This is a genomic window from Hymenobacter sp. YIM 151500-1 (assembly GCF_025979885.1).
Classification (GTDB): domain Bacteria; phylum Bacteroidota; class Bacteroidia; order Cytophagales; family Hymenobacteraceae; genus Hymenobacter.
On record NZ_CP110139.1, the window covers coordinates 1,297,226 to 1,322,816 of the forward strand.

General features: G+C 63.4%; 19 protein-coding genes. 3 read left to right on the forward strand and 16 right to left on the reverse strand.

What is annotated here, in order from left to right; all coding sequences use genetic code 11:
• Positions 1 to 41: 41 nt before the first annotated feature.
• The 8 genes from OIS53_RS05355 to OIS53_RS05390 form a co-directional block, all read right to left on the reverse strand.
• The gene (locus OIS53_RS05355) at positions 42 to 2,258 is read right to left on the reverse strand and encodes an AMP-binding protein (protein WP_264681366.1); all 2,217 of its coding nucleotides are present in this window, start codon (positions 2,256 to 2,258) and stop codon (positions 42 to 44) included.
• A gap of 280 nt (positions 2,259 to 2,538) precedes the next feature.
• Positions 2,539 to 2,940 (reverse strand): response regulator transcription factor, encoded by a 402-nt coding sequence (locus OIS53_RS05360; RefSeq protein WP_264681367.1) that lies wholly within the window; start codon positions 2,938 to 2,940, stop codon positions 2,539 to 2,541.
• Between the two features lie 219 nt (positions 2,941 to 3,159).
• Positions 3,160 to 5,916: a sensor histidine kinase gene (locus OIS53_RS05365; RefSeq protein ID WP_264681368.1), complete on the reverse strand. Its 2,757-nt coding sequence runs from the start codon at positions 5,914 to 5,916 to the stop codon at positions 3,160 to 3,162.
• 41 nt (positions 5,917 to 5,957) lie between these two features.
• Positions 5,958 to 6,329 (reverse strand): four helix bundle protein, encoded by a 372-nt coding sequence (locus tag OIS53_RS05370; RefSeq protein WP_264681369.1) that lies wholly within the window; start codon positions 6,327 to 6,329, stop codon positions 5,958 to 5,960.
• A gap of 98 nt (positions 6,330 to 6,427) precedes the next feature.
• Positions 6,428 to 6,640, reverse strand: a complete 213-nt coding sequence (locus tag OIS53_RS05375) for a hypothetical protein (RefSeq protein WP_264681370.1) — start codon at positions 6,638 to 6,640, stop codon at positions 6,428 to 6,430.
• A 345-nt stretch (positions 6,641 to 6,985) separates the two neighbouring features.
• A complete protein-coding gene (locus tag OIS53_RS05380) occupies positions 6,986 to 8,503 on the reverse strand; it encodes an MFS transporter (RefSeq protein ID WP_264681371.1) in 1,518 nt (505 codons plus the stop codon).
• 301 nt (positions 8,504 to 8,804) lie between these two features.
• Positions 8,805 to 10,448 (reverse strand): hypothetical protein, encoded by a 1,644-nt coding sequence (locus OIS53_RS05385; protein ID WP_264681372.1) that lies wholly within the window; start codon positions 10,446 to 10,448, stop codon positions 8,805 to 8,807.
• A gap of 137 nt (positions 10,449 to 10,585) precedes the next feature.
• Complete coding sequence (locus tag OIS53_RS05390) at positions 10,586 to 11,008, reverse strand: IS1/IS1595 family N-terminal zinc-binding domain-containing protein (RefSeq protein WP_264681373.1); 423 nt, start codon at positions 11,006 to 11,008, stop codon at positions 10,586 to 10,588.
• A 263-nt stretch (positions 11,009 to 11,271) separates the two neighbouring features.
• Here OIS53_RS05390 and OIS53_RS05395 point away from each other — a divergent pair, with 263 nt between their 5' ends.
• The gene (locus OIS53_RS05395) at positions 11,272 to 12,186 is read left to right on the forward strand and encodes a flavin reductase family protein (RefSeq protein WP_264681374.1); all 915 of its coding nucleotides are present in this window, start codon (positions 11,272 to 11,274) and stop codon (positions 12,184 to 12,186) included.
• Positions 12,187 to 12,191: 5 nt separating this feature from the next.
• Here the strand turns inward: OIS53_RS05395 and OIS53_RS05400 are convergent, their stop codons facing one another.
• The 3 genes from OIS53_RS05400 to tsaE all read right to left on the reverse strand — a co-directional run bounded on the left by OIS53_RS05400 (position 12,192) and on the right by tsaE (position 14,544).
• Positions 12,192 to 12,740 (reverse strand): hypothetical protein, encoded by a 549-nt coding sequence (locus tag OIS53_RS05400; RefSeq protein ID WP_264681375.1) that lies wholly within the window; start codon positions 12,738 to 12,740, stop codon positions 12,192 to 12,194.
• A gap of 44 nt (positions 12,741 to 12,784) precedes the next feature.
• Positions 12,785 to 14,014, reverse strand: coding sequence for an alanine dehydrogenase (locus OIS53_RS05405; protein WP_264681376.1), 1,230 nt, complete (start codon positions 14,012 to 14,014; stop codon positions 12,785 to 12,787).
• 104 nt (positions 14,015 to 14,118) lie between these two features.
• Positions 14,119 to 14,544 (reverse strand): tRNA (adenosine(37)-N6)-threonylcarbamoyltransferase complex ATPase subunit type 1 TsaE, encoded by a 426-nt coding sequence (gene tsaE / locus OIS53_RS05410; protein WP_264681377.1) that lies wholly within the window; start codon positions 14,542 to 14,544, stop codon positions 14,119 to 14,121.
• A 201-nt stretch (positions 14,545 to 14,745) separates the two neighbouring features.
• On the opposite strand from tsaE, the gene OIS53_RS05415 reads away from it, so the two are divergent.
• Entirely contained in the window at positions 14,746 to 16,029 is a 1,284-nt protein-coding gene (locus OIS53_RS05415; protein WP_264681378.1) for a pyridoxal phosphate-dependent aminotransferase, read from the forward strand.
• A 211-nt stretch (positions 16,030 to 16,240) separates the two neighbouring features.
• On the opposite strand, the gene OIS53_RS05420 is transcribed toward OIS53_RS05415, so the two are convergent.
• On the reverse strand, positions 16,241 to 18,802 hold the full coding sequence (locus OIS53_RS05420; RefSeq protein ID WP_264681379.1) for a PA14 domain-containing protein: 2,562 nt from the start codon (positions 18,800 to 18,802) through the stop codon (positions 16,241 to 16,243).
• 759 nt (positions 18,803 to 19,561) lie between these two features.
• Here OIS53_RS05420 and OIS53_RS05425 point away from each other — a divergent pair.
• Positions 19,562 to 20,902, forward strand: a complete 1,341-nt coding sequence (locus tag OIS53_RS05425; protein WP_264681380.1) for a sigma-54-dependent transcriptional regulator — start codon at positions 19,562 to 19,564, stop codon at positions 20,900 to 20,902.
• Between the two features lie 204 nt (positions 20,903 to 21,106).
• On the opposite strand, the gene OIS53_RS05430 is transcribed toward OIS53_RS05425, so the two are convergent.
• The 4 genes from OIS53_RS05430 to OIS53_RS05445 form a co-directional block, all read right to left on the reverse strand.
• A complete protein-coding gene (locus tag OIS53_RS05430) occupies positions 21,107 to 21,922 on the reverse strand; it encodes an amidohydrolase family protein (RefSeq protein ID WP_264681381.1) in 816 nt (271 codons plus the stop codon).
• Positions 21,923 to 21,998: 76 nt separating this feature from the next.
• Positions 21,999 to 22,538 carry a hypothetical protein gene (locus tag OIS53_RS05435; RefSeq protein ID WP_264681382.1) on the reverse strand — a complete coding sequence of 180 codons (540 nt, stop codon included), beginning with the start codon at positions 22,536 to 22,538 and terminating at the stop codon, positions 21,999 to 22,001.
• Positions 22,539 to 22,695: 157 nt separating this feature from the next.
• Entirely contained in the window at positions 22,696 to 24,114 is a 1,419-nt protein-coding gene (locus OIS53_RS05440; RefSeq protein WP_264681383.1) for a dipeptidase, read from the reverse strand.
• Between the two features lie 118 nt (positions 24,115 to 24,232).
• Positions 24,233 to 25,369 (reverse strand): aminotransferase class I/II-fold pyridoxal phosphate-dependent enzyme, encoded by a 1,137-nt coding sequence (locus tag OIS53_RS05445; protein ID WP_264681384.1) that lies wholly within the window; start codon positions 25,367 to 25,369, stop codon positions 24,233 to 24,235.
• Between the last annotated feature and the right edge of the window lie 222 nt (positions 25,370 to 25,591).

Consider the following 25,591-nt stretch of genomic DNA (forward strand, 5'->3'; position numbering starts at 1 on the left):
AGTGAGGGGGTGAGTTTTTAGGACTAGAGCTAGCTCTAACTCTAGTCCTGAGTGCTTTTAGAGGTGAAGGCTAGGCCGATGCTTCGAGTGAGAAGTACACTCTTGATTTCGTCCAGGATGGCGGGGTCATCAATAGTAGAAGGCATAGAAAAGTCTTCGCCGTCGGCGAGCTGGCGGAGGGTTTTGCGGAGGATTTTGCCGGAGCGGGTTTTGGGCAGGCGCTTGACCACGGCCGCCTGCCGGAAGCAGGCCACGGCCCCGATTTTGTCCCGAATCAGGGCCACCAGCTCCCGTTCCAGCTGCTCCTCCCCTATGGTCTGGCCGTCTTTCAGCACCACCAGGCCCACCGGCACCTGCCCGCGCAGCTCGGAGGCCACGCCCAGCACGGCGCACTCAGCCACGGCCGCGTGGGCGGCCAGCAGCTCCTCCATCTCGCCGGTGCTCAGGCGGTGGCCGGCCACGTTAATCACGTCATCCACCCGGCCCATAATGTAGAAGTAGCCGTCCGGGTCCTGGTAGCCGCCGTCGCCGGACAGGTAGTAGCCGGGAAAGGTGCTGAGGTAGGAGCTGCGGAAGCGGGCATCGTCCTGCCAGAGCGTGGGCAGGCAGCCAGGCGGCAGAGGCAGCTGTACGGCCACCAGCCCCGTGGTGCCGCGGGGCACCGGCTGGCCGGCCTCGTCCAGCACCTGCACGTTGTAGCCGGGCACGGGGTGGCCGGCCGAGCCGGCGCGGGGCGGGGGCGTGTCGGGGTAGCCCGCCGGCGTGGCCAGCATGGGCCAGCCCGATTCGGTTTGCCACCAGTGGTCGACCACGGGCACGCCCAGCACTTGCCCGGCCCAGTCGTAGGTGGCGGGGTCGCACCGCTCCCCGGCCAGAAACAGGCGGCGCAGGGAGCCCAGCTGGTAGCGCCGGGCCAGCTCGCCGCCGGGGTCTTCCTTCTTGATGGCCCGAATGGCCGTAGGCGCCGTGAACAGCACCTGCACGCCGTGGTCCTGCACCACGCGCCAGAACGTGCCGGCGTCGGGAGTGCGCACGGGTTTGCCTTCAAACAGCACCGAGGTGCAGCCGTGTAGCAGGGGCGCGTACACGATGTAACTGTGCCCCACGGCCCACCCGATGTCGGAGGCGGCCCAGAACGTGTCGCCGGGCTGCACGCCGTAGATGGCCGCCATGCTGTACTTCAGGGCCACGGCGTGGCCGCCGTTGTCGCGCACCACGCCCTTGGGCTTGCCGGTGGTGCCGGAGGTGTACAGGATGTAGAGTGGGTCGGTGGCGTCGAGGGGCACGGCCGCCACGGGCGCCGCGCGCAGCAGCTCCTGGTAGTCGATGTCGCGGGGCCGGCGAGGCGCGCATAGCTGGCCGTTAGTGGGGCTCAGCGGTTGGGTTAGCCGCCCAAAATGGTTGCCGGACTCTTCCTTCTGCGTATTCAATGACGCAAACCCGTCGGCGGCAGCTTCTGCCTCCTGGATGCGCCCCTGCGCAGTATCTCCCTGCTCCTCCTGTTCAGCCGGACACTCCGCCAGGTCTGCCAACCGCCCGAAATGGTCGGTGGTGTAGGCAACGGGGGCCGCTTCGGCTGTTGCTGATGCTTCCGAAGAAAGGCTGAGGGGCAGCCCGTCCGGATTCGGCTTCAGCTCGGCGCGGCAGAAGTCGCGCTGCAACACCACCACGTAGTCGGGCTGGTGGGTGGCCTCTTGCAGGGCGGCGTCTACCAGGGGCTTGTAGGGCACGGCTTTGTCTACTTCCAGCCCCGCCGAGGCGCAGATGATGGCGCGCGGCCGGGCATCGTCGATGCGCACGGCCAGCTCGCGGGGCGCGAAGCCCCCGAACACCACTGAGTGCACGGCCCCCAGCCGGGCGCAGGCCAGCATGGCCACCACGGCCTCGGGCAGATTGGGCATGTAGAGGAGCACCCGGTCGCCGCGCAGTACGCCCAGCTCGCGCAGGCCCCCGGCAAAGCGGCTGGTCAGGTCCAGCAGCTCCCGGTAGGTGAGGCGGCGCACGGTCTGGGTCACGGGCGAATCGTAGACCAGGGCCACTTGCTCGGCGCGGCCGTGCTCCACGTGGTAGTCGAGGCAGAGCCAGCTGGTGTTGAGCTGCCCACCCCGAAACCAACGGTAGAAACCGGTATCGGGCTCCTGGCTGAGCACGGGCCGCGGCGGCTCCCGAAACCAGCGCAGCTGCCGCGCCTGCTCGGCCCAGAAAGCCGCCGGGTCCCGGAGGCTGGCGGCGTAGTCGGTGGCGTAGGTTGAGTTCATGGTAGCCCCACCCCCTAGCCCCCTCCCCGGTTGGGAGGGGGAACTAGCTCTAGCTCCCCCTTCTTGGCAAGGAAGGGCTGAGGGTGGTTGAGTATTTAGGGTGGGAGAAGATGAGGAGACGGGTGGACGAAGGCGGGCTTTGGGCGAAGCAGTGAGAGAGTTATCATCCGTCCTTGGCCCCGCCCCAACCCAGCTACTTCATGCGCAACGCTTGCTGCGCGAAATCCGGTAGGGAGGGGCTCCAGTTCTAGTTTTTAGCTAGTAGACTAGAAAGCTAGAACTAGAGCCCCTCCCCCGCAGGGAAGGGGTTGGGCTCGAGCAGTTCTTTTACTTTTTCCATGAGCTGGCGGGTGCTAAAGGGCTTGCTGAGGTAGAGGTCGGCGCCGGCTTCGTAACCTTTCTGGATGTCGGCTTCCTTGCTTTTGGCCGAGAGGAACACCACGCGGGTGGCGGCCCGGTCGGGGCGCTGGCGCAGGTGGCGGCACACGTGGTAGCCGTCCACGTCGGGCATCATAATGTCGAGCAGCACCACGTCGAAGCCAGTGCGGTCCACGGCTTCCAGGGCCTCGGTGCCGTTGCGGGCAATGCTGACCTGGTAGCCGTTTTTGCGCATCAGAAATTCCAACGACATGACGATGTTCGGCTCATCGTCAACAATTAATATGTGGGGGGCCGTAGTCATGGCACTGGGTACTAGGGGTATTTCAGGAGTCGTTTGTCGCAGAGGATGCAAGAGACGCAAAAGCAGCACTTGTCATGCTGAGCTTGCCGAAGCATCTCTACCGCTTCGTTGCGGATGCCTGCTTCGTTGTAACCGATTGAAGTTAGTCAGAGGTAGAGATGCTTCGGCAAGCTCAGCAGGACGTTCTTTATTCATTCGCTCATTTACTCATCCATTCATTTACTCATTCCCAATTGAAAACTCCACGGCAAACGTGGCGCCTTGCTCGGGCTGGCTTTCCACCCAGATGCGGCCGGCGTGCAACTCCACGATTTTCTTGGTAATGGCCAGGCCCAGGCCCGAGCCTTCGGGCTTGCGCGTGGTCTGGTTGCGGGCCTGAAAAAACTTGTCGAAGATGAGCTGGTGAAACTCCGGGGCAATGCCCTTGCCGTTGTCCTGCACCCGGATGCGGAGCGTGTCGGGCGCGGCCTCAGCCACCACCCGGATGCGCCCCGTCCCATCGGCCCGGCACGATTTTACGGCGTTGCTCAAGAGGTTCACGAGTACCTGCATCAGCCGGTCCCGGTCGCCGGCCAGGGGCGGCAGGGCGGGCGGCACGGCCACGTCGAGGTGGATGTGCTTGTCGCGCAGCAGCTGGCCCACCGCGTCGAGGGCGTCGCTGATGACTTCGGCCACGTCCACCGGGGCCTTGTCCAGGGTGGCCTTGCCCGACTCGTACTTCTCCAGGTCGAGCACCAGGGTAATCAGCCGGCTCAGCCGCTCCGATTCCTTGGTAATAGTGAGCAGAAAACGCTGGCGCTCCTCCTCGTCCATGTCGGGGTTATCGGTCAGGATTTCGGACAGAGCCCGAATGCTGGTGAGCGGGGTGCGCAGCTCGTGGGTGACGGTGTACAGAAACTCGTCTTTGTGCTGGTCCAGCTCCTGAAGCTGGTTGTAGGCGGCTTGCAGCTCCTGGGTAAGGCGCTGGAGCTGGCGCTGCTGCTTCTGGAGTTGGCGGTTGGCTTCCAGCAGCTGCTGGCTTTCTTTCAAGATACCCACTACGTTGTCGAAGCTGATGTCTTCGGTGCCCACGGAGGAGCTGAGCAGCAGCCGGGCCGAGGCCGGGCCGATGGAGCCAGCCAGCAGGCGCTCGGCGTAGGCCAGCAGGCGCGGGTCGGCCTGGGGTGGCGTTAGGGCCGCTTCGGTGGCCGCGTGGGCATCCGGGAACCGCTCCTGGAAGGCGTGCAGGGCCTGGTTGGTGCGCCTCTTCCCCAGAAAACCCGTGAGCAGGGCCCGCACATCGGGCAGGCGGGCCGCGCTCTGCCAGCCGGCCGGCCCTTCAAACGGGGTGCCGTAGCGAAACACGTCCACGAACACGTTGGCCTGGCGCTGCTCCAGGGCCGAGGGCGCCCCCAGCAACGACACGCCCACGTAGCAGCCCACATTGAAAAACCAGCTCCAGAACAAGCCGTGCGAGAGGTAGTCGAGCCCTTCGAGCCCGAACAAGGCAAACGGCCGCAGTCCGCCCAGGCCCAGCGGCCCCTCGGTGAGCAGGCTTTCGGGCAGCAGGCCGGGGGCCACCATCGTGGGCAGCACCAGAGTGTAGAGCCACACCGCAAACCCGGCCAACAGGCCCGCCGTGGCGCCCTGATGGGTGCCGCCCTTCCAGTAGAGCCCGCCCAGCACCACCGGCACAAACTGCGCCACCGCCGCAAACGACACCAGCCCGATGTTCACGAGCGGCAGCAGGTGGCCCACGGCGGCGTAGTAGCCAAAAGCCAGGGCCAGCACCAGCACCACGGCCAGGCGGCGGCTGTGCAGGGCTGCCTGCCCCAGGTAGGCAAACCAGCGCGGCCCCTCGGCCCGGGCGGCCGGAATGCGCACCAGCAAAGGCATGAGCAGATGGTTGCTCATCATCACGCTCAGGGCAATGGTTTCGACGATAATCATGCTGCTGGCCGCCGACAGTCCGCCCAGGTAGATGAGCAGGGCCAGCCAGGGCCGACCCGCTTGCAAGGGTAGGGCCAGCACAAACGTGTCGGCGTCGAGCAAGGCCAGGGGGTCGAGCAGGCGCCCCCCGAAGGCCAGGGGCAGCACAAACAGATTGATGACGATGAGGTAGAGCGGAAACAGCCACATGGCCTTGCGCAGGTGGTCCTCGTTCACGTTTTCGACCACCGCCACCTGAAACTGCCGGGGCAGCAGCAGAATGGCAGCCATGCTCAGCAGCAGCAGGGTAAACCACTGCCCCGGCGTGGTGCCGGCCCCGTGCAGCGTGAACAGCCGGGCCAGGTCGGGCAGGGCGGCGGCCCGCTCAAATACATCCGCAAACCCGTTGAACAGCCCGTAGGTGACGAACAGCCCGGCGGCCAGAAACGCCACCAGCTTCACGAGGCTTTCCAGGGCCACGGCCAGCACCATGCCCTCGTGCCGCTCGGTGGCTTCGATGGAGCGCACCCCGAAAATGATGGTGAAAAACGCCAGCGCCACCGTCGTGTACAGGGCCGAGCCGGCCGCGGCGGCCCCTTCCACCGGCAGGTGCAACGTGCTGGGCGGCCGGGTCAGGATGTCGAACGAAGCCGCAATAGCCTTGATTTGCAGGGAAATGTAGGGCACCACGCCCAGCACGCACCCGGCCGTGGCCAGGGCGCCCAGCGAGGCGCTTTTGCCGTAGCGGGCCGAGATGAAGTCGGCAATGGAAGTGAGGCGCTGGGTGTGGCACACCCGGATAATCTTGCGCAGCACCAGCCAAGCCGCCGGCGCCATCAGCGTGGGGCCCAGGTAGATGCCGACAAACTCCAGCCCGTAGTACGCTGCCCGCCCCACCGAGCCGTAGTAGGTCCAGGCCGTGCAGTACACGGCCATGCTCAGGGCGTACACGTAGGGGTTGCTCACCAGGCTTCGCCGCTCCGCCGAGCGCCGCTCCGCCGCATACGCCACCCCGAACAGCAGCGCGAGGTAGCCGAAGGAAAAGCCGATGACAAGCCAGGCGGGCATGTTTTGGAAATGAGTGAATGAGTGGATGAGTGAATGATGGTTTACTGGGCGGAGGCGGTTTTGCGGGCTGCGGTGAGAATGGCTAGTACTTCGCTGAAGTCTTGGTGCAGGGTAGCCAATTTGGCTTCGGGAAAAATGCCTGCTTCCGTCAGCAGCTCCAGCCAGTACAATGTTTCGTCGGTTTCCTCTACACAGATACACAGCTTGGCGTAATGTTCCGCCTTAGACCTGGCCCGGCACACCGCCCGGTAATTAGCGCCAACCGAAGTAGCCGAGCGCAAAAGCTGTTTACCGATAATTCGCGCTTCATCCGTTTTGGGCAGGCGCTGAAATAGTCGAATGGTACGCAGAGCCATTTGCTTGGTGCGGCTCCGTAATGCTTCTGTGAAAGCTGCTTTGTTTACTTTATCCATATAGCAAACTACCCACTATTTATCCGGTGTCATAACTTCCTAACAAGTCCCTATTCACTCATTCACTCACCTGCTCATTCACTCACCTGCTCATTCACTCATTTCCTCACCAGCCACCCCGTAGCGGCTACCAGGGCCACCCAGGCCAGCAGCACATAGAGGTAGAGCACCGGGATGCCCCCTACCCTGCCGTCGTGGTCGAAAACGGCCAACAGGGGGAAGTTGAGCAGCACACCGAACAGCACGGTTAAGAACAGCAGCCGCTGCCCGCGCCGCTGCTCCGGGCGCTCCTGGGGCGAAATGGAAGGCATGATGGAAGTTAGAAAGTTGGGAAGTTGAGAAGGTAGAAAGTGAACAGGAGGAGATGAAGCTGTTCAGGAAAGCCGATAGACCGTCATGCTGAGCTTGTCGAAGCATCTTTACCGCTTCGTCTGCACATGATGAAAGTTAGCCAGAGGTAGAGATGCTTCGGCAAGCTCAGCATGACCATACCACTGCAACGTCAGCACGCGAGATGCTTCACAGGGTGGATGCCAGATCAAGCAGGACGGTCTAACTATCAACTTTCTACCTTCTCAACTTCCCAACTTTCTACCTTGAAAAAAGTCCGCCGAACCTGGGCCCGGCGGACTTTGCGGCAAGCCTGTGGGCCGTTGCTACTGAACCGGCTGGTCTTCCATGAGGCGTACGTTGCGCACGTCCTTCATCAGCGCTGAGCCAATCATCCAGCAAATCAGGGCAATGGCGACCGGGTAGAGCAGGCCGGCGAAGCTGCTGTACTCCTTGAAAAGTGTCCCCTCGGGCTGGGCGGCGGCGCGCAGCGTCAGGGCCGTGGCAATGAACGGTACGAAGCCCCCGAACACCCCGTTGCCGATGTGGTAGGGCAGCGACAGGGAGGTGTAGCGCACTTTGGTGGGAAACAGCTCGACGAGATAGGCCGCAATGGGTCCGTAGGCCATGGTCACGAACAGCACCAGGCAGAACACCAGCGCAATCATAGCCGGCATGTTAGGGCTGAGGGCTTTCATCACGGCGGGCACGGCCTTGCCGGTGGCATCCACAGTGGCGGCGGTTACTTCCGTAATGGGGCCGGCAAAGGCCTTGATGCCGTAGAAAATCGGGATGGTGAACAAGGCACCGCACAGCAGGCCCATCATAATGATTTTCTTGCGTCCGATGCGGTCCGAAAGTGAGCCGAAGTACACGAAGAAGGGCGTGGCCAGCAGCAGGGCCGCGCACAAAATGATGCTGGCGTCCACCAGGTCTAGCTTCAAGGTGTTCAGCATGAAGGAATAGGCGTAGAACTGGCCCGTGTACCACACCACGCCCTGGCCCATGGTGGCCCCAAACAGCGAAATCAGCACCAGGCGGCGGTTGACGGGGTTCACAAACGACTCGCGCAGGGGGTTGGTGGAGGTTTTGCCTTCGGCCTTGGCCTTGGCAAACAGCGGCGACTCGTGCAGCTTGCGGCGGATATAGTAGGAGGCAATAACCAGCAGGCCCGAGAGCAGGAACGGTATGCGCCAGCCCCACTCCTTAAAGGCCTCTTCACCCATGGTTTTGCGCGTCACCACAATCACCAGAATACTCAAGAACAGCCCGGCCGTGGCCGTAATCTGAATGAAGGAGGTAAAGTAGCCGCGCTTGTGGTCGGGGGAGTGCTCAGCCACGTAGGTGGTGGCCCCGCCGTACTCGCCGCCCAGCGCCAGCCCTTGCAGCAGGCGCAGAATGGTCACGATAATGGGCGCCGCCACCCCGATGCTGTCGTAGCTCGGAATCAGACCGGTCACGAAGGTGGCCCCGCCCATAATCAGCAGCGTGAGCAGAAAGGTATACTTGCGCCCGATCATGTCGCCGACGCGCCCAAACACCAGCGCCCCGAAGGGCCGCACCACGAAGCCCGCCCCAAACACGGCCAGCGTGCCCAGAATTGTATCCTCAATCTTGCCCGTGGTGCCAAACAGCACCGGCCCGATAATGGCGGCCAGGGAGCCGAAGATGTAAAAGTCGTACCACTCGATGACGGTGCCCACCGACGAGGCGGTAATCACCTGCCAGATTTTGCTTTTCTCGACCGAGTTGTTGTCGTGGGCCACGGCGGTGTCGGAGCTTGGCCCGCCGGCCAGGGGCGTGGCGCCAGCGTAGGCGTCGCGCTGCGGTTGGGTATGGTTCATCATTGTCTGGATGAGTGAATGAGTGGGATTTGTGCGAAGAGAGTGATGGGCTGATGAAGTGGTGAGGTGAATAGTGACAGGGGACAGGAGAACAGTCATGCTGAGCGCAGCTGGAGGCGGAGTCGAAGCATCTCTACCGCTGGCTAATTCCAATCGTGCAGACGAAGCAGCCATCCGCAACGAAGCGGGAGAGATGCTTCGGCAAGCGGACGCCAGATGAAGCATGACGCTCTTCCTGTCACCTGTCACCTGTCACTTGTCACCTGTTACCCCACCATCATCCACCCCACTACCTCAGTTCCTACAAGAAAATCTGGGTTTGCAGGGTGATTTCGGGGCGGTACTCCACGTCGTTCACCCGCACGCCGCCTTCGGGGCGGGCCACCTGGTTGGTGAAGTCGGGGCGGTGGCGGTAGTTGAGCGTGAACTTGGCGTTGTGGCCGTCGATGTAGAAGTTGGAGCCCACATCAAACACGTTGGTGTTCTGGATGTCGCCGTTGGGCTTGCGCAGGCCTTCGTAGCCAGCCAGCAGAAACGAGGTGTAGGGCTGCACCCGCACCTTGGGCCCCAGCACGTTGGTGGGCAGCAGGTAGCCGGTTTCCACAAACCCGATGTTACCGGTGCCGGAGTGCGGAATGGCGTTGCCGCGCAGGGGCGTGGCACCCCAGCCGGGGTTAGCCGGCCCGATGTAGCGCACGTGGTTCGGCCCGAAGTTGTAGTTGTAGTATACGCCGTACACGGTGAAGGCCGTGCCTCGCTCCTTGTTGATGGGCGTGTCGAAAAACACGTCGGCCGAGAGCAGGGTGATGTCGTGCTTGCGGGTGGGGATGGCCGCAATCTGGGCCGCCGTGAAGCCCGAGCCATTCACCTGGGCCACGTCGGAAGTGCCGCGCGACGACATGCCGTCGTTGTTGTAGAAGAAGCCCGCCCCGATGTTGAGCACGCGCTTGGTGCCCAGGTAGGTGCCCACGTTGAAGGGCAGCAGATTGGATTCCTGATCCATAAACTCCCAGCTGACGTAGCCCTGGTAGATGTGGTCGGTGCCCTGGGGATTGTACTGGGCAATGTTGGAGCCGGTATTGGTGGTGGTTTGGTTGCTGCCGGCGCCCGTAGTTACGGAAGTGCCCAGCCCCAGGGCATTGCTGAATGCGCCCGTCTGGTTTGTGAGCAGCGACTCGTTCACGCTCAACGCGTAATCAAGCTTGGCTACCCGGCCCTTGGCGTACACCCCGATGCCGCGCGCAAACTGGTCAATGGCCTCAATGACGGGCCAGTTGGTCAGGGGCGCGTCCATGGTCAGGAAGTTGAGCGTGCTGGAGCGGGTGAGGCGCGAGAGGCCGTTCTGGTAGTGCATGCCCGCACCCAGGCTCACGTACTTGTTCACCTTGTACTCCACCACTGCTTCGTGAATGAAAAGCTGCGGCTTCTTGGCGTCCTGGGCCGGCGCCACGCCCCCACTCACCCCCGTCTGGTTGTTGATGCCGACGTGGGTGTAAATCATGAACCGCGGGTTCAGCTGCGACAGGATGATAAGACGGGAGCGGCGGATGGAGAAGTCCAGCTGGTCGTCCTGGAACTTGCCAGGGGCGCGCTGGGTGCCGGTGTTGTTTTTGGTCCAGCGCGTCCAGATCTGGTGCCAGGTCAGGAAGCGCAGGTACTTGGTGCCATCGGGCGAGAGGTTCACCTTCATGCCCGCCCCGTAGGGCACCGACTCCGTGGGCGGAGTTGGCGTAACGGCGCTGCCCGCTGCCGGGGCCGCGGGCGGCGAGGGCGTGGGGTTGGCCGAGGGCACCGGCGTGCCGGTGGGTGGCGCGGCGGGAGTTGGGGTGGTGGGGGCCGGCGTAGGCTGGCTGGGCGGTGGTGTGGGAGTGGGCGTCACCTGCGCCACGGCTCCGGCGGCATTCAGCAGCGCGCTCAGGACCAATGCGTAACGGGGGTTGAGCATAGGGTTTGGTGGGAGTTGGTACCGTGAAAAGGAACGTCCCGGCGCCGGACCCTGCGGCCTCGGCTCGGCTCTCCCAAATAGAAGAATCCCAAGGTGGAAATCACCTTTATGCTATACTTCCGCTAAATTCTATAGCTCTACCCCTGCCGAAACCGCTCCCAGCGAATCATCATGTACTTGTCGCCCAGCTCCGTCACCACCAGCCCGGCGCCTTTCAGGTTCTCGGGCTTCTGAAAGAAGTCCGCCAGCTCTTTCTGGTTCAGAATCTTATAGGTAGGATGATACTCGGTCTGGCGCGGGGCCTTCACGCCGTACTTTTTCACCCAGTTCATCACCGACACGTGGCTCACGCCCAGCAGGCGCTCAATCTCCCGGTAGCTCACGCCCTCCACGTACAGCTGCAAGGCCTTGATGACGTAGTAGGAGTTGATTTCCTTGCCCGCCTTGGCCACGGAGAAGTGGTAGCCGCAGTTCTTGCACTTGTACCGCTGCCGGCCGCCCACAATGCCGCTTTTGGTAGCTTCCTTGAAATCACACTTGGGGCAGGCGGGCGTGGTCATAGCGGGAGCGGGGTTACGGGTACGGTTTGCTATACTTATTTAGTGAAGATATAGTTAGTTAGCAAACATTGTAGTAAGTAGGCAGGTGAGATAGGTGCAGAGAAGCTTGGCTCGAGCCAGAGACGAGTGCCAAGTAGGCAGATGTGGATTTCTCGCGGAGGTTCGCGGAGGGTGGCGCAGAGGTCGTTCTCTGCGAACCTCAGTGCCACCCTCCGCGAACCTCCGCGAGAAATAATCCGGCTGCAACCCCGAACTTCGCCCGCATGTCTACTCCCTTCCGCAGCATTGTCCCGTCTGACCTCAAGCCCGCCGATTGGCACCCGTTTATGGTGGGCGCCGTGGCCCCGCGCCCAGTGGCCTTCGTCAGCACCCAGGCCGCCGATGGCTCCGTCAACCTCAGCCCTTATAGCTTCTTTAATTGCTTCGGCTCCAACCCGCCCATTCTGGCCTTTTCGCCGGCCAACCGGGTGCGCGACAATTCCCAGAAGCACACCCTGCAAAACGTGCGCGAGGTGCCGGAGTGCGTCATTCACATCTGCGACTACGCCATGGTGGAGCAGATGTCGTTGGCCAGTACCGAGTATGAGCGGGGCATAAATGAATTCGTGAAGGCCGGCTTTACCCAGGTGCCCAGCCAGCAGGTGCGCCCCCCGCGGGTGCTGGAAGCCCCGGCCGCCTTCGAGTGCGTGGTAGAGCAAGTCATTGAGCTGGGCCAGAACAACGGCGCCGGCAACCTGGTGCTGTGCCGGGTGGTGCTGGCCCATTTCCGCCAAGACATCATCCTACCCTCCGGCGTCGGCATCGATCCGCAGAAGCTCGACGCCATTGCCCGCCTCGGCGGCGACTGGTACACCCGCGCCTCGGGCAGCAGCCTCTTCGAGGTGCCCAAGCCCAACCGCCACCTCGGTATCGGCATCGACCAGCTGCCCGAGCACATGCGTACCTCCGACCTGCTCACCGGCAACAACCTGGGCCGCCTGGCCAACATCGAAGCCCAGTCCATTCCGTCAGCCGAAGAAGTGGAGGCCTTCCGCCAGGAGCCCCTCGTGAGCTACACGCTCAATAAGTTTCGCGACGAGCCGCAGCAGCAACGCCAAGAGCTGATGCTGCTGGGCAAGAAGCTGCTGGAAGAGGGCCGGCTGCTGGAGGCGTGGAAGGTGTTACTGCTGGCAGCGTGATATAGTCAGTGTGATATATCCACCTCGGTTTCTGGCAACGTCAGCCCCCAAAGAGCAAGCAACCAAAACAGCCCGAATACACCTATCAACAACCATTGTCTGGTATTGAAGCCGGGTTGTTCTACTGCCTGCACTTCTTCTGATACCAAAAGCGCCGTGGTGAAAACATTGTAGGCTGGCAACAGGCACGCAAAGGCCAGTAGTGAAATCAACCAGAATGGATCTGGTAATCTGCTTAGCAAGGATAGAATGATGTAGCCAGCGGCCAGATTGCCAGCTCTATAGTCTGCGGGTATCGACTGCCGATTGGCAAAGCGTTGCAGTGTCTTCAGCAATTCATACACCGTGAATATGCTGAAAATAGCCCGCACCGCCGGCCAAATATCCGACTGCTGCCACTGCTTGAGGAAGCGCCACGCCTTGTATTGCCAATACAGGGCGTAAAGGCCACACGTTAGCAAACACAGCAGGATAAATTTGGAAGAACTGATTAGTACTTGGGTTTCAATCTTGGTTGCTCCACCATTCTGCACCGAACTATACTGTGATTCCACTTGCTTCTAGAAATTACTTATCACTAGAAAAACAGAAAGTAAATCTAATTCCGCACCGCAATCATCAACGCCAGCTCCTTGTAGCGCATGTTGAACTTGCGGGCAATGCTGGCGTTGGTCAGGGAGCCTTTGTAGACGTAGACGCCGGAGCGGAAATGCTCGTTGGTGAACAGCACCTCGTTGATGCCGCCATGCTGGCTGATTTCCTGCAAGATGGGCGTGAAGATGTTGCTCAGGGCATTGGTAGCAGTGCGCGGCACGCGGCTGGCAATATTGGGCACGCAGTAGTGAATCACGTCGTACTTGCGGAAAACCGGCTTGCTGTGGCTGGTCATTTCGCTGGTGGCGAAGCAGCCGCCCTGGTCAATGCTCACGTCGATAATCACCGAACCCGGCGCCATCGTCGATACCGTGTCTTCCGACACCATGAACGGAATGCGGCCTTCCTCGGCGTTGAGGGCCCCGATTACGACGTCGGCGCGGCGGATTTGCTGGCTTAGGGCAAAGGTGTCGAGGGTGCTGGTGTAGAGCTGGGGCTGGCCCAGGTTCTGCTTGAGGCGGCGCAGCTTGTAGAGGTGGTTGTCGAACACCTTAACCTCGGCCCCCAGCCCGGAGGCGGCGCGGGCGGCGTACTCGGCCACGGTGCCCGCACCCAGAATCACGACCTGCGACGGCGGCACGCCCGTGATACCGCCCAGAATGATGCCCTTGCCTTCGTTGGAGCGGGCCAGGTACTCGGCCGCAATGAGCATGACCGTGGAGCCGGCAATTTCGCTCATGGCCCGCACCACCGGCCGGGCCCCCGAGGGGTCCTTGATCAGCTCGAAGCTAATGGCATTGACCTTTTTGCGCAGCAGGGCCGTGATGTACTCGCCGGTGAGGGAGCCGAATTGCAGGGCCGAAATCAAAGTCTGGCCTGCCCGCAGGTACTCCAGCTCGTCGTAGGTGGGCGGGGCCACTTTCAGGATGATGTCAGCCTCGTACACCTCCTTGGGCGAGTAGGCCACGGTGGCGCCGGCTTCGGAATAGTCGTGGTCGGAGTACTTGCTGGGCTCCCCGGCCCCACTTTCCAGCAGAATTTCGTGGCCGGCCTCTACCAGGTGCTTCACGGCTTCGGGCGTGAGGCAGATGCGGTTTTCCTGCAGAGAGCTTTCGCGGGGCAACCCGATAAACAGCTTCCGCTTCCGGGTTTCCACGGCCAGCATGGATTCCTGGGTGAAGTAAGCGCGGCTCGTGGCCAGCGACTCAAAGCCGGGGGGTACTGCTTCGGGCATTCTGATTTTAATTAGTACTTAATAAGTAAGAATTAGGAATGAGCAGACCACCAAATGGGGTTTCTTTCGAGCACAACAACCAAGTGGTGTCAAATTATTCATTCTTAATTACTAATTATTACTTCCCGTGAAGAGGGGCCGGTGACGGAGAGCGTGACGAGCAGCCGGTTTTCGGGAAGCAGGGCCTCGATGCGGCTAGGCCACTCAATCAGGCAAAGATAGCCAGAATCGAAGTACTCCACGGCCCCGATGCCCTCGGCCTCGCGCGGGTTGTCGAGGCGGTAGAAGTCGAAGTGGTAGATGGGCTGGTTGTGGGCGTCGCGGTACTCATTCACGAGGCTGAACGTGGGGCTGCTGACCTCATCCTCCACGCCTAGCTGCTGGCAGAGGGCTTTGATAAACGTGGTTTTGCCGGCCCCCATTTCTCCCTCGAAGCACACTAGGGTGTGGGAACCAAGATGGGCGCGCAGCTGCTCGGCGGCCTGGGGCAGGGCAGCCAGGGTGGGAATGGCAATGGTGGCGGTGGGCATGAGCACAGAATTTGGCCGGCCAAGTTACGCACGGTGCCCGAGCTTCCCGCTCACCGCCACCTCTTGAGCGCCCCCGTGGGTGGCGAGCTTACCAGTTTCTATGGTTTGCGGCGCAGGCACCGGATGGGGAGGACTGTTACCTTTGCCTGGCCTCCCCCGGCTCACCACCTCACTACTAACCACTTCACCACTTCACCTCCCATGCAAGTTTCGCGAATGGCGGGCAGCCTGATTGGCTCCGAAATCATCAAAATCGGCAATGAAGTCAACGACATGATTCGCAAGGGGGAGCAGATCTGCAACCTCACCATCGGCGACTTCGACCCCAGTATTTTCCCTATTCCGCAGGAGCTGCAAGCTGAAATTACCCGCGCCTACGCGGCCGGCCACACCAACTACCCGCCCGCCAACGGCATGGCGGGCCTGCGCGAGGCGGCGGCCGGCTTCACCCAGGCCCGCCAGGGCCTTCAGTACTCGCCCAATGATTTTCTGGTGGCCGGCGGCTCCCGCCCGCTTATCTACGCCGCCTACCTGGCCCTGGTAGACCCCGGCGACCGGGTGGTGTTTCCGGTGCCGAGCTGGAACAACAACCACTACTGCCATCTGTCTGCGGCGGAGGCTGTCATGGTGGAAACCCGCCCCGAAAATAACTTCATGCCCACGGCCGAGGAGCTGGCGCCCCACCTGGCCGGGGCTACCCTGCTGGCCCTGTGCTCCCCGCTCAACCCCACCGGCACGGTGTTCAGCCGCGAAGGGCTAGAGGCCATCTGCGACCTGGTACTGGCCGAAAACCGCCGCCGCCAGCCCCACGAGAAGCCGCTCTACCTGCTCTACGACCAGATTTACTGGCTGCTCACCTTCGGCCAGACCCAGCACTATGACCCGGTGAACCTGCGGCCCGAGCTGCGCGACTACACCATCTACATCGACGGTATCTCGAAGTGCCTGGCCGCCACCGGGGTGCGCGTGGGTTACGCCTTCGGTCCCAGCGGGGTTATCGACAGGATGAAAGCCATCCTGGGCCACGTGGGGGCCTGGGCACCCAAAGCCGAGCAGGTAGCCACGGCGCAGTACCTGCCCCAAACCGCCGCCGTCGATGCCTACTTGGTCGGCTTCAAAGCCCGGATTCAGCGCAGCCTTGACACGCTGCACCGCGGCCTGCAAGTCCTGAAAGCCGACGGCCTGCCCGTGGATTCTATGGTGCCCATGGGCGCCATCTACCTCACTGCCCAGCTCGACGTGCTGGGGCGCACCACCCCGACCGGCCAGGTGCTCAATACCACCAAGGAGCTGACCTCCTACCTCATCAGCGAGGCGCGGCTGGCCCTGGTCCCCTTCAGCGCCTTCGGCACCGATGGCGCGGCGCCCTGGTTCCGGATGTCGGTGGGTGGGGCTTCGCTGGAAGCCATCGAAGCGGCCCTGCCGCGGCTGCGGGCCGCCCTGGAGGTGCTACAGCCCCACAAAGCTCATGTAGAAGTGGTTTAAGTAATCAGGCAACTGATTCAGCTCACTGTAGCGACGCAACCCCTTGCATCCTCTCAACTGCACCGACAGAACAATCAGTGCTAGTCGCTTAACGCTGAGACGTGCCCCTTGGCTACACCTTCCTTCGGTTCGCGCCGCTACACTTCTTACCACAAAAAAACAGGAGGCTCATGTGAGCCTCCTGTTTGTCTTTACGAGCAAAAGCCGCAGCCTAGCGGGCAATAACCAGTCGGCCGTGTGCGGTTTGGCCGGCTTGCGTAAGCCGTACATTGTAGGTACCCGGCACGAGTTGGCGCGTGTCAATTTCGAGCTGGTTGCGGCCCGACGTAGTGGCCGACTTGTTGGTGCGCAGCACTACGCGGGAAAGCACATCCAGCACTTCCACGGCCACTTCCTGGCCACCCTCCGCTTCAAAGTTCAAGGTTACGCGGCCATTAGCCGGGTTCGGGAACACCTCTAGCGGCTGGGCAGCTACTCGCTTACTGGCGCTAGGAGCAGTGGTGGCCGCCGCGGTGCCGGACCGTGAAAGAGCCGTAGCCGGCACTACCTGCTTGCTGATGCCCGGCCCGGCGTAGCTTACGTCCAGCACCTGCTGGCCGTACTTCTCAAAGAAGGTGGCCGAAACGGCGTGTACCCCGGCTTTCAACCCGATTTTGCCGCTTTGCTCCTGGGCCGCGTGCAGGCCGTCGTTGTTGACTACCAGCTGATTACCGATAAACAGCTGCGACCCGTCGTCGGAGTTCGTATAGAAGGTATACTCGCCATCCGTCGGCACGCTGATGAAGCCCGAGTAGCGGAAGCCGAAACTGTCGTCACGGTTGCGCGGCGCCAAGCTGAAGGTGCTGATCGTGCCGGTTTTCACGGCGGTAAGAGACGAAAAATTCGGCAGTGCGTCCCAGGTGCCTTCGTAGTACTGGTAGCTCAGGCCCGCCACTGTATTGGCGGGGTTATCGGGAGTGCGCAGCAGCGAGGTGCGGAACCAGGCCGAGGCGGGCACCACCTGCTTGCTGATGCCGGGGCCGGCGTAGCTCACGTCCAGCACTTCGCCGCCGCCCCGCTCGAAGAAGGTGATGCTAACGGCGTGCAGACCAGCACGTAGGCTGACGGTACCCGACCGTTCCTGAGTTCCGTGCAGGCCGTCGTTGTTGACTACCAGTTGGTTGCCGATGAATAGCTGGCTGCCGTCGTCGGAAGACGTGTAGAAGGTGTACAGCCCGTCGGTGGGCACCTGGATGTAGCCCGTGTACCGGAAACCGAAATCATCGTTGCGGTTGCGCGGCGCCAACGACGGCGTGCTAACCGACCCGGTTTTTATGGCCGTGAGGCTGTTAAAATTCGGCAGTGCGCTCCAGGCGCCTTCGTAATACTCGTAATTCAGGCCGGCCGAGGTGTTGGCGGGGTTTTCGGGGGCCCGCCGGTACGACAGCTTATAAATCGTGCCGCTGTGGTCGTCGGAAATCAGCATGTCGCCCTGCCGGTCTACCACGGCATCCACGGGCCGGCCTACCACGTTGCCGTTCACCAGGAAGCCCGTTACCAGGTCCTGCTGGCTGGTGGGCCGCTGGGTGCTGGCGTCCCACGGGAAGTACACCACTTTATACCCGGTCTTAACACTGCGGTTCCAGGAGCCGTGCAGGGCCGTTACGGCGCTGGCGCGGTAGGGAGCGGCGAAGTTGGTGCCCTGCATAAACGACAAGCCTAGCGGCGCCGAGTGAGCCTGAATGCCCCGGCTGATGCGCGTCATGCCGTTGCAGTCCACGGCCCCGTCCCGGTTGAACTCGTAGTCCCGGTCGAAGGGCATATCGTTGAGGGTGTTGTCGGGGTTGGGGTTGCAGAAAGGCCAGCCGTAGTTGCCGCCGTCCTGCACGTAGGTGAATTCTTCTGGCGGGTGGTTGTCGACGTAGCTGGTCAGCACCTTGCCGTAGTCGTTGGTGCCGTCGCCGTCGTAGTCGTTGTTGAACGGATAGGCAATGTTGTCCCGGTTGTTTACCACCACCCACAGGTTATTAGTGCCGGGCACGAAGGCCAAGCCTTCGGCATTGCGCAGGCCTTGGGCAAACAGGCGTCGGCCGGTGCCGTCGGCGTTGTACTGGTACACGGACCCGCGGATCGGGTCGCTCTGCGTGTCGCTCAGGCAGGCGTTGCAGGTGGAAGCAATGGACACGTACAGCTTATTGTTGCTGTCGAGGGCAATGTTCTTGAGCTGGTGGCCGTAGTTGCCCTGGAGTTCCGGCGTGCTGGCGTCGGGCAGGCCCGTAATCACGATTTGCCGGTTCTGGCCGGTCAGGTTGCCGTTGGTGTAGGTGTAACGGTTGATCTGGTGGCTTTCGGCGATGTAGACGTAAGTGGTGGAGCCGATGGTGTGGAACACGATGTCGTGCGGATTGCGCAAGCCCGTCACGAAGTCCGACACCAGCGGGTCGCTGCTGCCATTGGGCCGCACCAGGATTACCTTGCCGGTGCTGGGCTGCGACACCAGCAGGTCGCCGTTGGGAGCCACGGCCATGAAGCGGGCCTTGCTGACGCGGGCGTACACCGACAGCGAGAAGTCGGGCGGCACGTTGAAGTAGCGGTCCACGTCGAAGGGGGCGGAGCGCATGCTGGCTGGCACCTGCACTTTCACGCTCACGGAAGCCGCCGGCGGGTTGGTTTGGGAGTGGGCCGGCCCAGCCAGCAGCAAGGGCAAGCTGAGCGCGCCAAGCAGGCGGCCCAGACTCGTGTACCGAAGGCCTCCGCTTCGGCGCGGCGCCTTCGATGTGTAGAATGTTTGCATAGCAAGTAAAAGTTTGAAAGATGAGAAAGGGCGGGTTTGCTGCCTGAGACCTTCAGGCAACGGTTTTCTAAGATACGAAGAGCCGTCCAAGATGAATTACTCTTATCCAGTTTTAATTAGCACATTATCAATAGATTACTGTCGAGCTTCATTCAGAAAGGCTAACCGCTTCTAAGGGCTAGCCACGGCCGACTACGGAGACTTCTGGAGCTGCTGTGGCACTGGCACGAGCCTGCCGGTACTGCTTTCGCCGGGTTCCAGAGCGGTTCTCGGGTCAGTGGACGTTTCCAGGCAGGCGGCTGCCCGCTCGGTTGTCGCCGGAACATCGTCATCAGGGCGTCATCAGGTGGGAGTCAGCACGGAGCCAACCGGGCAGGCGGCTGCCAGCCGCCCGCCCGAAGGAGCGGCTATCTGCCACCGCAGGATGCCGTTCGTTTGCGCATGAGCTTCTGGCTGATCTGGGTCGAGGCTCGGCTCATACTGCTTCTGGAAATACTGAAAACCACACGTTTATGCGATTCTATCGGCGGGCGGATTCTGTACCTTCACTTGCCTGAACGCGCCCCTGCTTCTATCCTGCTCAGGGCAGAAGCCGGCGGCGCGGCGGCGTCCCGCGCCCACCCGTTGCTTGGCGCCTTAGCTCCGGCTCATTCCGGCGGCGCCGGGGCGCGAGGCTCACGTTCGTGTCTGAAAATCAACGCGGCGGGCCTGCTGCTTTGCCGCTCCCGACTACTACGCTCCGTACTATCCCCTTTCCAGATGTGGTTTAAACCCTTTACGCGCCAGCACGCCCTGCTGGCCGACATCCTGCACGAGTTGGACGAGGCCGGCCTGAGCCTGCACGCCCTGCACCCCAACGACCCACCCGTGGGGCCGGGCCTTGTGTTCGTAGACCCGCTCACGCCCCTGGCCGAGGTAGAGGAAACCCTGCAACTGGGCGCTACCTACGCCGAAACCCGCGTCATTGCCGTGTCGGTAGGGCTGCTGCCCTCGGCCAGCACCTGGGCCCTGCTCCGGGCCGGGGTAGCCGAGGTGTTTGCGTGGTTTGAAGTAGAGAAGCCGGTGCAGATTGTGGCGGCCCGCCTGCACTACTGGCAGGTGGTGGAGCAGCACGTGGCCGACTTGCAGCAGCGGCTGGTGGGCAAAAGCCAGCGGTGGCTCGACACCCTGCGCCAGCTCGTCGACATGGCCTTGTCGAGCTGCCAGGTGCTGATTATGGGCGAAAGTGGCACGGGCAAGGAGCTGGTGGCTCAGGAAATTCACCGCCTCGACCCCCGGCCCGACAAGCGCGACTGCGTGGTGGTAGACTGCACCAACCTGATTCCGGGCCTGTCGGGCTCCGAGCTGTTCGGGCACGAGAAGGGCGCCTTCACCAACGCTATCAGCACCCGCGACGGCGCCCTGGCCCTGGCTCACGAGGGCACGCTGTTTCTGGACGAGCTGGGCGAGCTGCCCCTGCCCTTGCAGGCCGAGCTGCTGCGGGCCCTGCAGGAAGGCACCTACAAGCGAGTGGGCAGCAACACCTGGCGCCGGGCTCACTTTCGGCTGGTCAGCGCCACCAACCGCGACCTGGCCCAGGAAGTCAGCCGCGGCACTTTCCGGCAGGATTTGTTTTACCGCGTGTCGGGGTGGACCTGCCAGCTGCCGCCGCTGCGGGAGCGGAAAGAGGACATCGTGCCCCTGGCCGAGCACTTCTTCCGCCACCAGCACGGCATCCGCCAGCCCGTCGATAGGCAGGTGTACGACTTCCTGCTTCTGCGCGACTACCCCGGCAACGTGCGGGAGCTACAGCAGCTTGTCAACCGCATTGCCAGCAAGCACCAGGGCGAGGGTCCCATCACCCTCGGCGACATTCCGCGCTCCGACTGGCCCGCCACCCTGGGCCTGGTCCCGGCCGCCCTGGGCGGCGAGCTGGAGGCCGGCGTCACGCACCTGCTTTACCAGGGCCTGGGCCTCAAGGAAATCAAAGACCAGGTGACGGAAATTGCCAAGAAAGTAGCCATCCACCACGAAAACGGCAACCTCAAGCTGGCCGCCCACCGCCTCGGATGCAGCGAAAGAATCCTGCAAATGCACCGGCGGGAAGTAGTGAATGAGTGAATGAGTGGATGAGTGAATGAGTGAATGAAGGAAGGGAGAAGACCGTCCTGCTGAGCGAAGGCGCAGCCGCAGTCGAAGCATCTCTACCGAGGGTAACTCCAACCGTGTGAACGAAGCGGTAGAGATGCTTCGACAAGCTCAGCAGGACGGTCTTCTCCCTTCCTTCATTCACTCATTTACTCATCCACTCATTCACTCATTTACTCATTTCCCAATCAGCCACGGGTCGCGCCACTCGGTGGCCAATTCGGCGGCTACGCTTACGCGCGGCTTGTGCGCGAGCTGCTGGCGTACTTGGCCGATCAGGCGCAGCAGGTTGCCCGACAGCACTTGGCGGGCGTCAGCGGGAGGCAGGTGCAGGGCGGCAATTTTGCTCAGCTCCACGCCGGGGTGCAGCCAGGGGCCATCGGAGCCGAAGAGGAACTTGCTGGGGCCGGCACGGTCGAGGGCGCGGCGCAGGATGTCAAAGCGGCGCACACCGGAGGTGTCGGTGTAGATGTTGGGGAAGCGCACGAGCTGGTCGATGAGGCCGGTTTGGGCTCGCCAGTCGTCGGAAAACGAGCCCAGGTGCGGGATAATGAAATTGACGTCAGGGTACTGTTCGCCGAGCAGCTCCACGGCTGAGATTTCGCCCACCACATCATACAGCACCGGCAGGCGGAAGGCGCGGGCCACGTCGCAGATTTCGCGGCTCAGGCGCGCGTCGTAGCGGTGGCACTTGATGCCCACGAAGCCGTACTGCTGCACGGCCGTGCCCACCAGCTCCAGCACCCGGCCCCGGTCGCGCTGGGCGTGCACGAAGGCGAAGCCGTAGAACCGCTCGGGCTGCTGCTGCACCAGCCGGGCCACGTGGCGGTTGGCCGCGGCGTAGTCGGAGTGAAAGGCGGCGAAGAGCACCGTGCGCTGGATGCCGGCTTCGTCGGCCCATTGAAGGTAGTCGGTGAGGGGCGCGTCGGTGTCCCAGGGGCCGGTGAGGCCGTCGCCCCGGCCGGCGTGGCAGTGGCAGTCGATGATGAGCATGGCTGGATTATTTTACCGGATGCTACTAAGCTGCTGGTTTACACGTGTGGCTGCCTCTAGTAGGCACCTGGTCTGCTTAAAAGACCTCTATCTCCTTGTGCCTTGATTGCTTGGCTTTGCCAATCAATCTCTTGCCATGAGCTTTTAACGCCTCAGCTACGCTTTGCGCACTGATACTGTGTCGTGCGGCCTGGGCGAGCAAATCGGGGCGGCTATTGATATCATTCGCCAAGCGCACTAAGCCAGCCCCCACGTTGCGGTTTACTTGAGCTTTCACCGGGTCGCCCGACCGACCAGGCTTGGATTTAGTACCGTATAAATTCTGCCGTAACTGCTCAGCTTCTGCTACTACAATGCGCTGCAAGGCTTTTTTCTGCTCCTCTGTCAGTATCTCTGCCTCAAACTCAGCGGCCACCTCGGCACTCAGCAACTCGTCGAGCACCGTTGGCGTGGGGCTGGCAGCACCGCTGTGCCGGCAGCCACACGTGGCCGGGGCCGCTTGCCGGGCCTGTAGCCGCAAGCGTGCCTCTAAGCCGAAGGGCTGCAAAAAGCGTCGCACCGCTTGCTGGCAAGTTGGGCAGAGCGGCTCGTTGGTTATCAGCAGGATGCTCTTCACTTGCCGCGGGAATCCTGGCTCGGCCGCGGCCCGCTGCTGAAACCAGCGCATTAACTGCTGCTCGGGCGGCCCGCCCTGGCTTGCCCGGCGCAAAGGCACGCGCAGAGGCGGACCCTGGTGTGGGTACACAATGGCAACGGCCGCCGAGCCGGCCGCATCAGGAGTGGAGTACGGGTTCATGGGAAGACGCGTGAGAAGGTGAAGGTTGAAACGCCCCGAGCCGGCGCAGAAAGGCCAAACTGGTGCGGATGCCCCGCCAGAAGTTGGGCAGGTGCAGAAATTCGTCGGGGCCGTGCTTGCCGTCGTCGGGCAGGCCGAAGCCCATGAGCACCGTAGGGATACCCAGATGCTCCTCAAAAAGGCTGACCACCGGAATGGTGCCGCCGGAGCGCTGGAGCACCGGCGCCCGCCCGAAGCCTTCGGTGTAGGCTTGGGCCGCGGCTTGCATGGCCGGGTGGTCGGGCGCCACGGTATAGGGCGGCGCGTGCAGCTGAGCCTGAAGCGTGGCTTGCACCTGGGGCGGTGTAAGCTGCCGCAGATAATTCCGCAGCTGCTGTTCCACGATGTGCGGGTCCTGGCCGGGCGCCAGCCGGAAGCTGAGCTTGGCGCGGGCCTGCGGCGGCACCACCGACTTCACGCCCTCGCCTTGGTAGCCGCCGCTCAGGCCGGTGATGCTGAGCGAGGGGCGCAGCGTGGTACGCTCGTAGAGGCTGTAGCCCGGCTCGCCCCAGCCCTGCCCTACCTGGGCTTCGCGCAGCAGCTGGGCATCGGGCGGGCCGTGGCGGCGCAGGTAGGCTCGCTCGGCGGCGGTAGCTGGCTGCACGGCGGCGTAAAACCCCGGAATAGCCACCCGGCCGTCGGCATCGTGCAGGGCAGCCAGCAGCTCGCTGAGTGCCTGCAAGGGGTTGAGCACGGCCCCGCCGAACACGCCGGAGTGCAGCTCGGCCCGCGGCCCCTGCACGGTTAGCTCGGCGGCCAGGGCGCCACGCAGGCCGTAGGTGAGCGAAGGTTGCGCGCTGGAAATCATGTTGGTATCCGACAGCACGGCCCAGTCGGCCCGCAGCCGGCGGCGGTGCGCCTGCACAAAGGCGCCGAGGTTGGGGCTGCCGATTTCCTCTTCGCCTTCCAGCAGCAGCTTCACGTTCAGCGGCAGCGGCTGGCCGCTGGCCAGCAGCAGCTCCAGGGCCTTCACGTGGGTAAACAGCTGGCCTTTGTCGTCGGAGGCGCCGCGGCCGTAGAGCTTGTCGGCGTGCACCACGGCCCCGAAGGGCGGCACCGTCCAGGCCGCCGTGGGCTCCACGGGCTGCACGTCGTAGTGGCCGTAGATGAGCAGCGTGGGCTTCCGCGGCCCCACCAGCTTTTCGGCGTACACGATGGGGTGGCGCGGCGTCTCGAACACCTGCACCCCGTCGAGGCCGATGCGGCGCAGGTGCCCGGCCAGCCACGCCGCGCAGGCCCGCACGGCCCCGGCATACTGCGGGTCGGTGCTGATGCTGGGGAAGGCCACGAGCTGCCGCAATTGGGCCAGCGCCCGGCGCGGCCACGCAGGGCCAGAAGGAAAGTCAGCAGGTTGCATGGGTAAGGCAGAACAGGTTTCTGAATACGGTACCGGCCGGGCGGCCTAACCGAAAAGCGGCGCGGCCGCTGCCCACAAAGCAGGCGCCGCCAACGGCGCCGGGGCCGCGCGCCGGGCCCTAGTAGCGGGAAGCGGCCGGGTCAGCTTCGTGGGGAACCTGGGCGTTGGGAGTGAAAGACCAAGCGGCGGCACCTGCGGCCCAGGCCAGCAGCGCGCCGGTAAGGCGGGCCACATCGGCGGCCGAGTGGTCGGCGCGCAGGCAGAAGGCCACCTGAGGCACGGCCGGGCGCTGGGCGTTGGCCAGCAGCAGGCCCCGGATGCCTTGCTGCTCCAGGTAGCAGTGCAGCCCCAGCGCCGCCGCGGCCGTGGGCAACGCCAGCTTCTGCACCGGAAACCAGCCCCCACCAGCCGCCCAGCCCGCCCCGTGCAGGACCCGCCGAAACTCACCGATGCGCAGGGCCAGTTGCTGCCGGGCCGCGTCGCCCGCCCCGGACGCGTCGCGCTGAAGAGCTTGGCCAGCGGCCCAGGCGTGCCAGTTGGAAACCGGGCTGCTGTGCACGCGCGTGGCGCCGCGGCGCGCCAGGCGGGCCACCCAGGCCCGGCTGCCGGTGAGCACCGCCACGGGCACGCCCAGTCCTTTAGCCAGGGAGGTGATGCAGAGCAGGTGGGGGCCACGCACGCCCAGATAGGCCAGACTGCCGCCCCCGTCCCGGCCCAGCGGCTGCCGGACCGTGGGCTTCTCCCCCACCACCCCAAATGCCTGCGTGTCGTCGATGAGCAGCACGCTGCGCGGGTCGGGGCGCAGCAGGTCCTGGTAGCGGGCCAGCGGCGCGGGGCCGTCGGCGCCGGGGCGCCAGCCGTCGGTGAGCAGCCAGGGCGTGCGGCCTTGCTGGCGGTAGGTGTGCAGGAGGCGGCCCAGGGCAGCCAGGTCGTTGTTGTCGGCCGAGAAAGGTACCACGGGCAGGCCGCGCAAGGCGGCGCGGGCCGCACCCCACTGTCCCACCGGGTACATGGCCTGGTCAATGAACACTGCCGCCGTGGTCGGGGCCAGCGCCAGCACGTCCCAAAACAAATGCAGCGTGGAGGGAGCCAGCAGGCCGGTTTCCAGGCCTTGGCGCCGGGCCACCGCCGCGGCCACCTGCCGGTGCCAGCCCGGCTCCTGCAACGCCGCCGGGCGGCCGGTGCTCAGCGGCAAACCGGCCGGCACAGCGAAGCGCGGCGAGCCGAGGTAGTGGGCAGAGGTGAAGTCGAGCATAAACGGCGGTGAGCAGGCTAAGAGCAGAGCGGCGGTGCATGCAGCGGTGGTTTCGGGGCCTGGCCTTCCCCCCCGAGTGAACGGCCCGGAAGATGTGTACCGCGAAGTTTCACTTCGCGAGGCGTCAGAACGAGGACGCTGGCCGGCACTGAGTGGTGCCTACCCGACGGCGCACACGCGAGTCGCGAAGTGGAACTTCGCGGTACAGGTACATCTTCTGGG

Excerpts from the sequence above, each read along its gene's own strand:
- OIS53_RS05370 (WP_264681369.1), bottom strand. The coding sequence starts at position 6,329 with ATGGATAAAGTAAACAAAGCAGCTTTCACAGAAGCATTACGGAGCCGC.
- OIS53_RS05415 (WP_264681378.1), top strand. The coding sequence starts at position 14,746 with ATGCAAGTTTCGCGAATGGCGGGCAGCCTGATTGGCTCCGAAATCATC.
- OIS53_RS05405 (WP_264681376.1), bottom strand. The coding sequence starts at position 14,014 with ATGCCCGAAGCAGTACCCCCCGGCTTTGAGTCGCTGGCCACGAGCCGC.
- OIS53_RS05365 (WP_264681368.1), bottom strand. The coding sequence starts at position 5,916 with ATGCCCGCCTGGCTTGTCATCGGCTTTTCCTTCGGCTACCTCGCGCTG.
- OIS53_RS05430 (WP_264681381.1), bottom strand. The coding sequence starts at position 21,922 with ATGCTCATCATCGACTGCCACTGCCACGCCGGCCGGGGCGACGGCCTC.
- OIS53_RS05425 (WP_264681380.1), top strand. The coding sequence starts at position 19,562 with ATGTGGTTTAAACCCTTTACGCGCCAGCACGCCCTGCTGGCCGACATC.
- OIS53_RS05390 (WP_264681373.1), bottom strand. The coding sequence starts at position 11,008 with ATGACCACGCCCGCCTGCCCCAAGTGTGATTTCAAGGAAGCTACCAAA.
- OIS53_RS05375 (WP_264681370.1), bottom strand. The coding sequence starts at position 6,640 with ATGCCTTCCATTTCGCCCCAGGAGCGCCCGGAGCAGCGGCGCGGGCAG.
- OIS53_RS05385 (WP_264681372.1), bottom strand. The coding sequence starts at position 10,448 with ATGCTCAACCCCCGTTACGCATTGGTCCTGAGCGCGCTGCTGAATGCC.
- OIS53_RS05440 (WP_264681383.1), bottom strand. The coding sequence starts at position 24,114 with ATGCAACCTGCTGACTTTCCTTCTGGCCCTGCGTGGCCGCGCCGGGCG.
- OIS53_RS05445 (WP_264681384.1), bottom strand. The coding sequence starts at position 25,369 with ATGCTCGACTTCACCTCTGCCCACTACCTCGGCTCGCCGCGCTTCGCT.
- OIS53_RS05420 (WP_264681379.1), bottom strand. The coding sequence starts at position 18,802 with ATGCAAACATTCTACACATCGAAGGCGCCGCGCCGAAGCGGAGGCCTT.
- OIS53_RS05380 (WP_264681371.1), bottom strand. The coding sequence starts at position 8,503 with ATGAACCATACCCAACCGCAGCGCGACGCCTACGCTGGCGCCACGCCC.
- OIS53_RS05355 (WP_264681366.1), bottom strand. The coding sequence starts at position 2,258 with ATGAACTCAACCTACGCCACCGACTACGCCGCCAGCCTCCGGGACCCG.
- OIS53_RS05360 (WP_264681367.1), bottom strand. The coding sequence starts at position 2,940 with ATGACTACGGCCCCCCACATATTAATTGTTGACGATGAGCCGAACATC.
- tsaE (WP_264681377.1), bottom strand. The coding sequence starts at position 14,544 with ATGCCCACCGCCACCATTGCCATTCCCACCCTGGCTGCCCTGCCCCAG.
- OIS53_RS05395 (WP_264681374.1), top strand. The coding sequence starts at position 11,272 with ATGTCTACTCCCTTCCGCAGCATTGTCCCGTCTGACCTCAAGCCCGCC.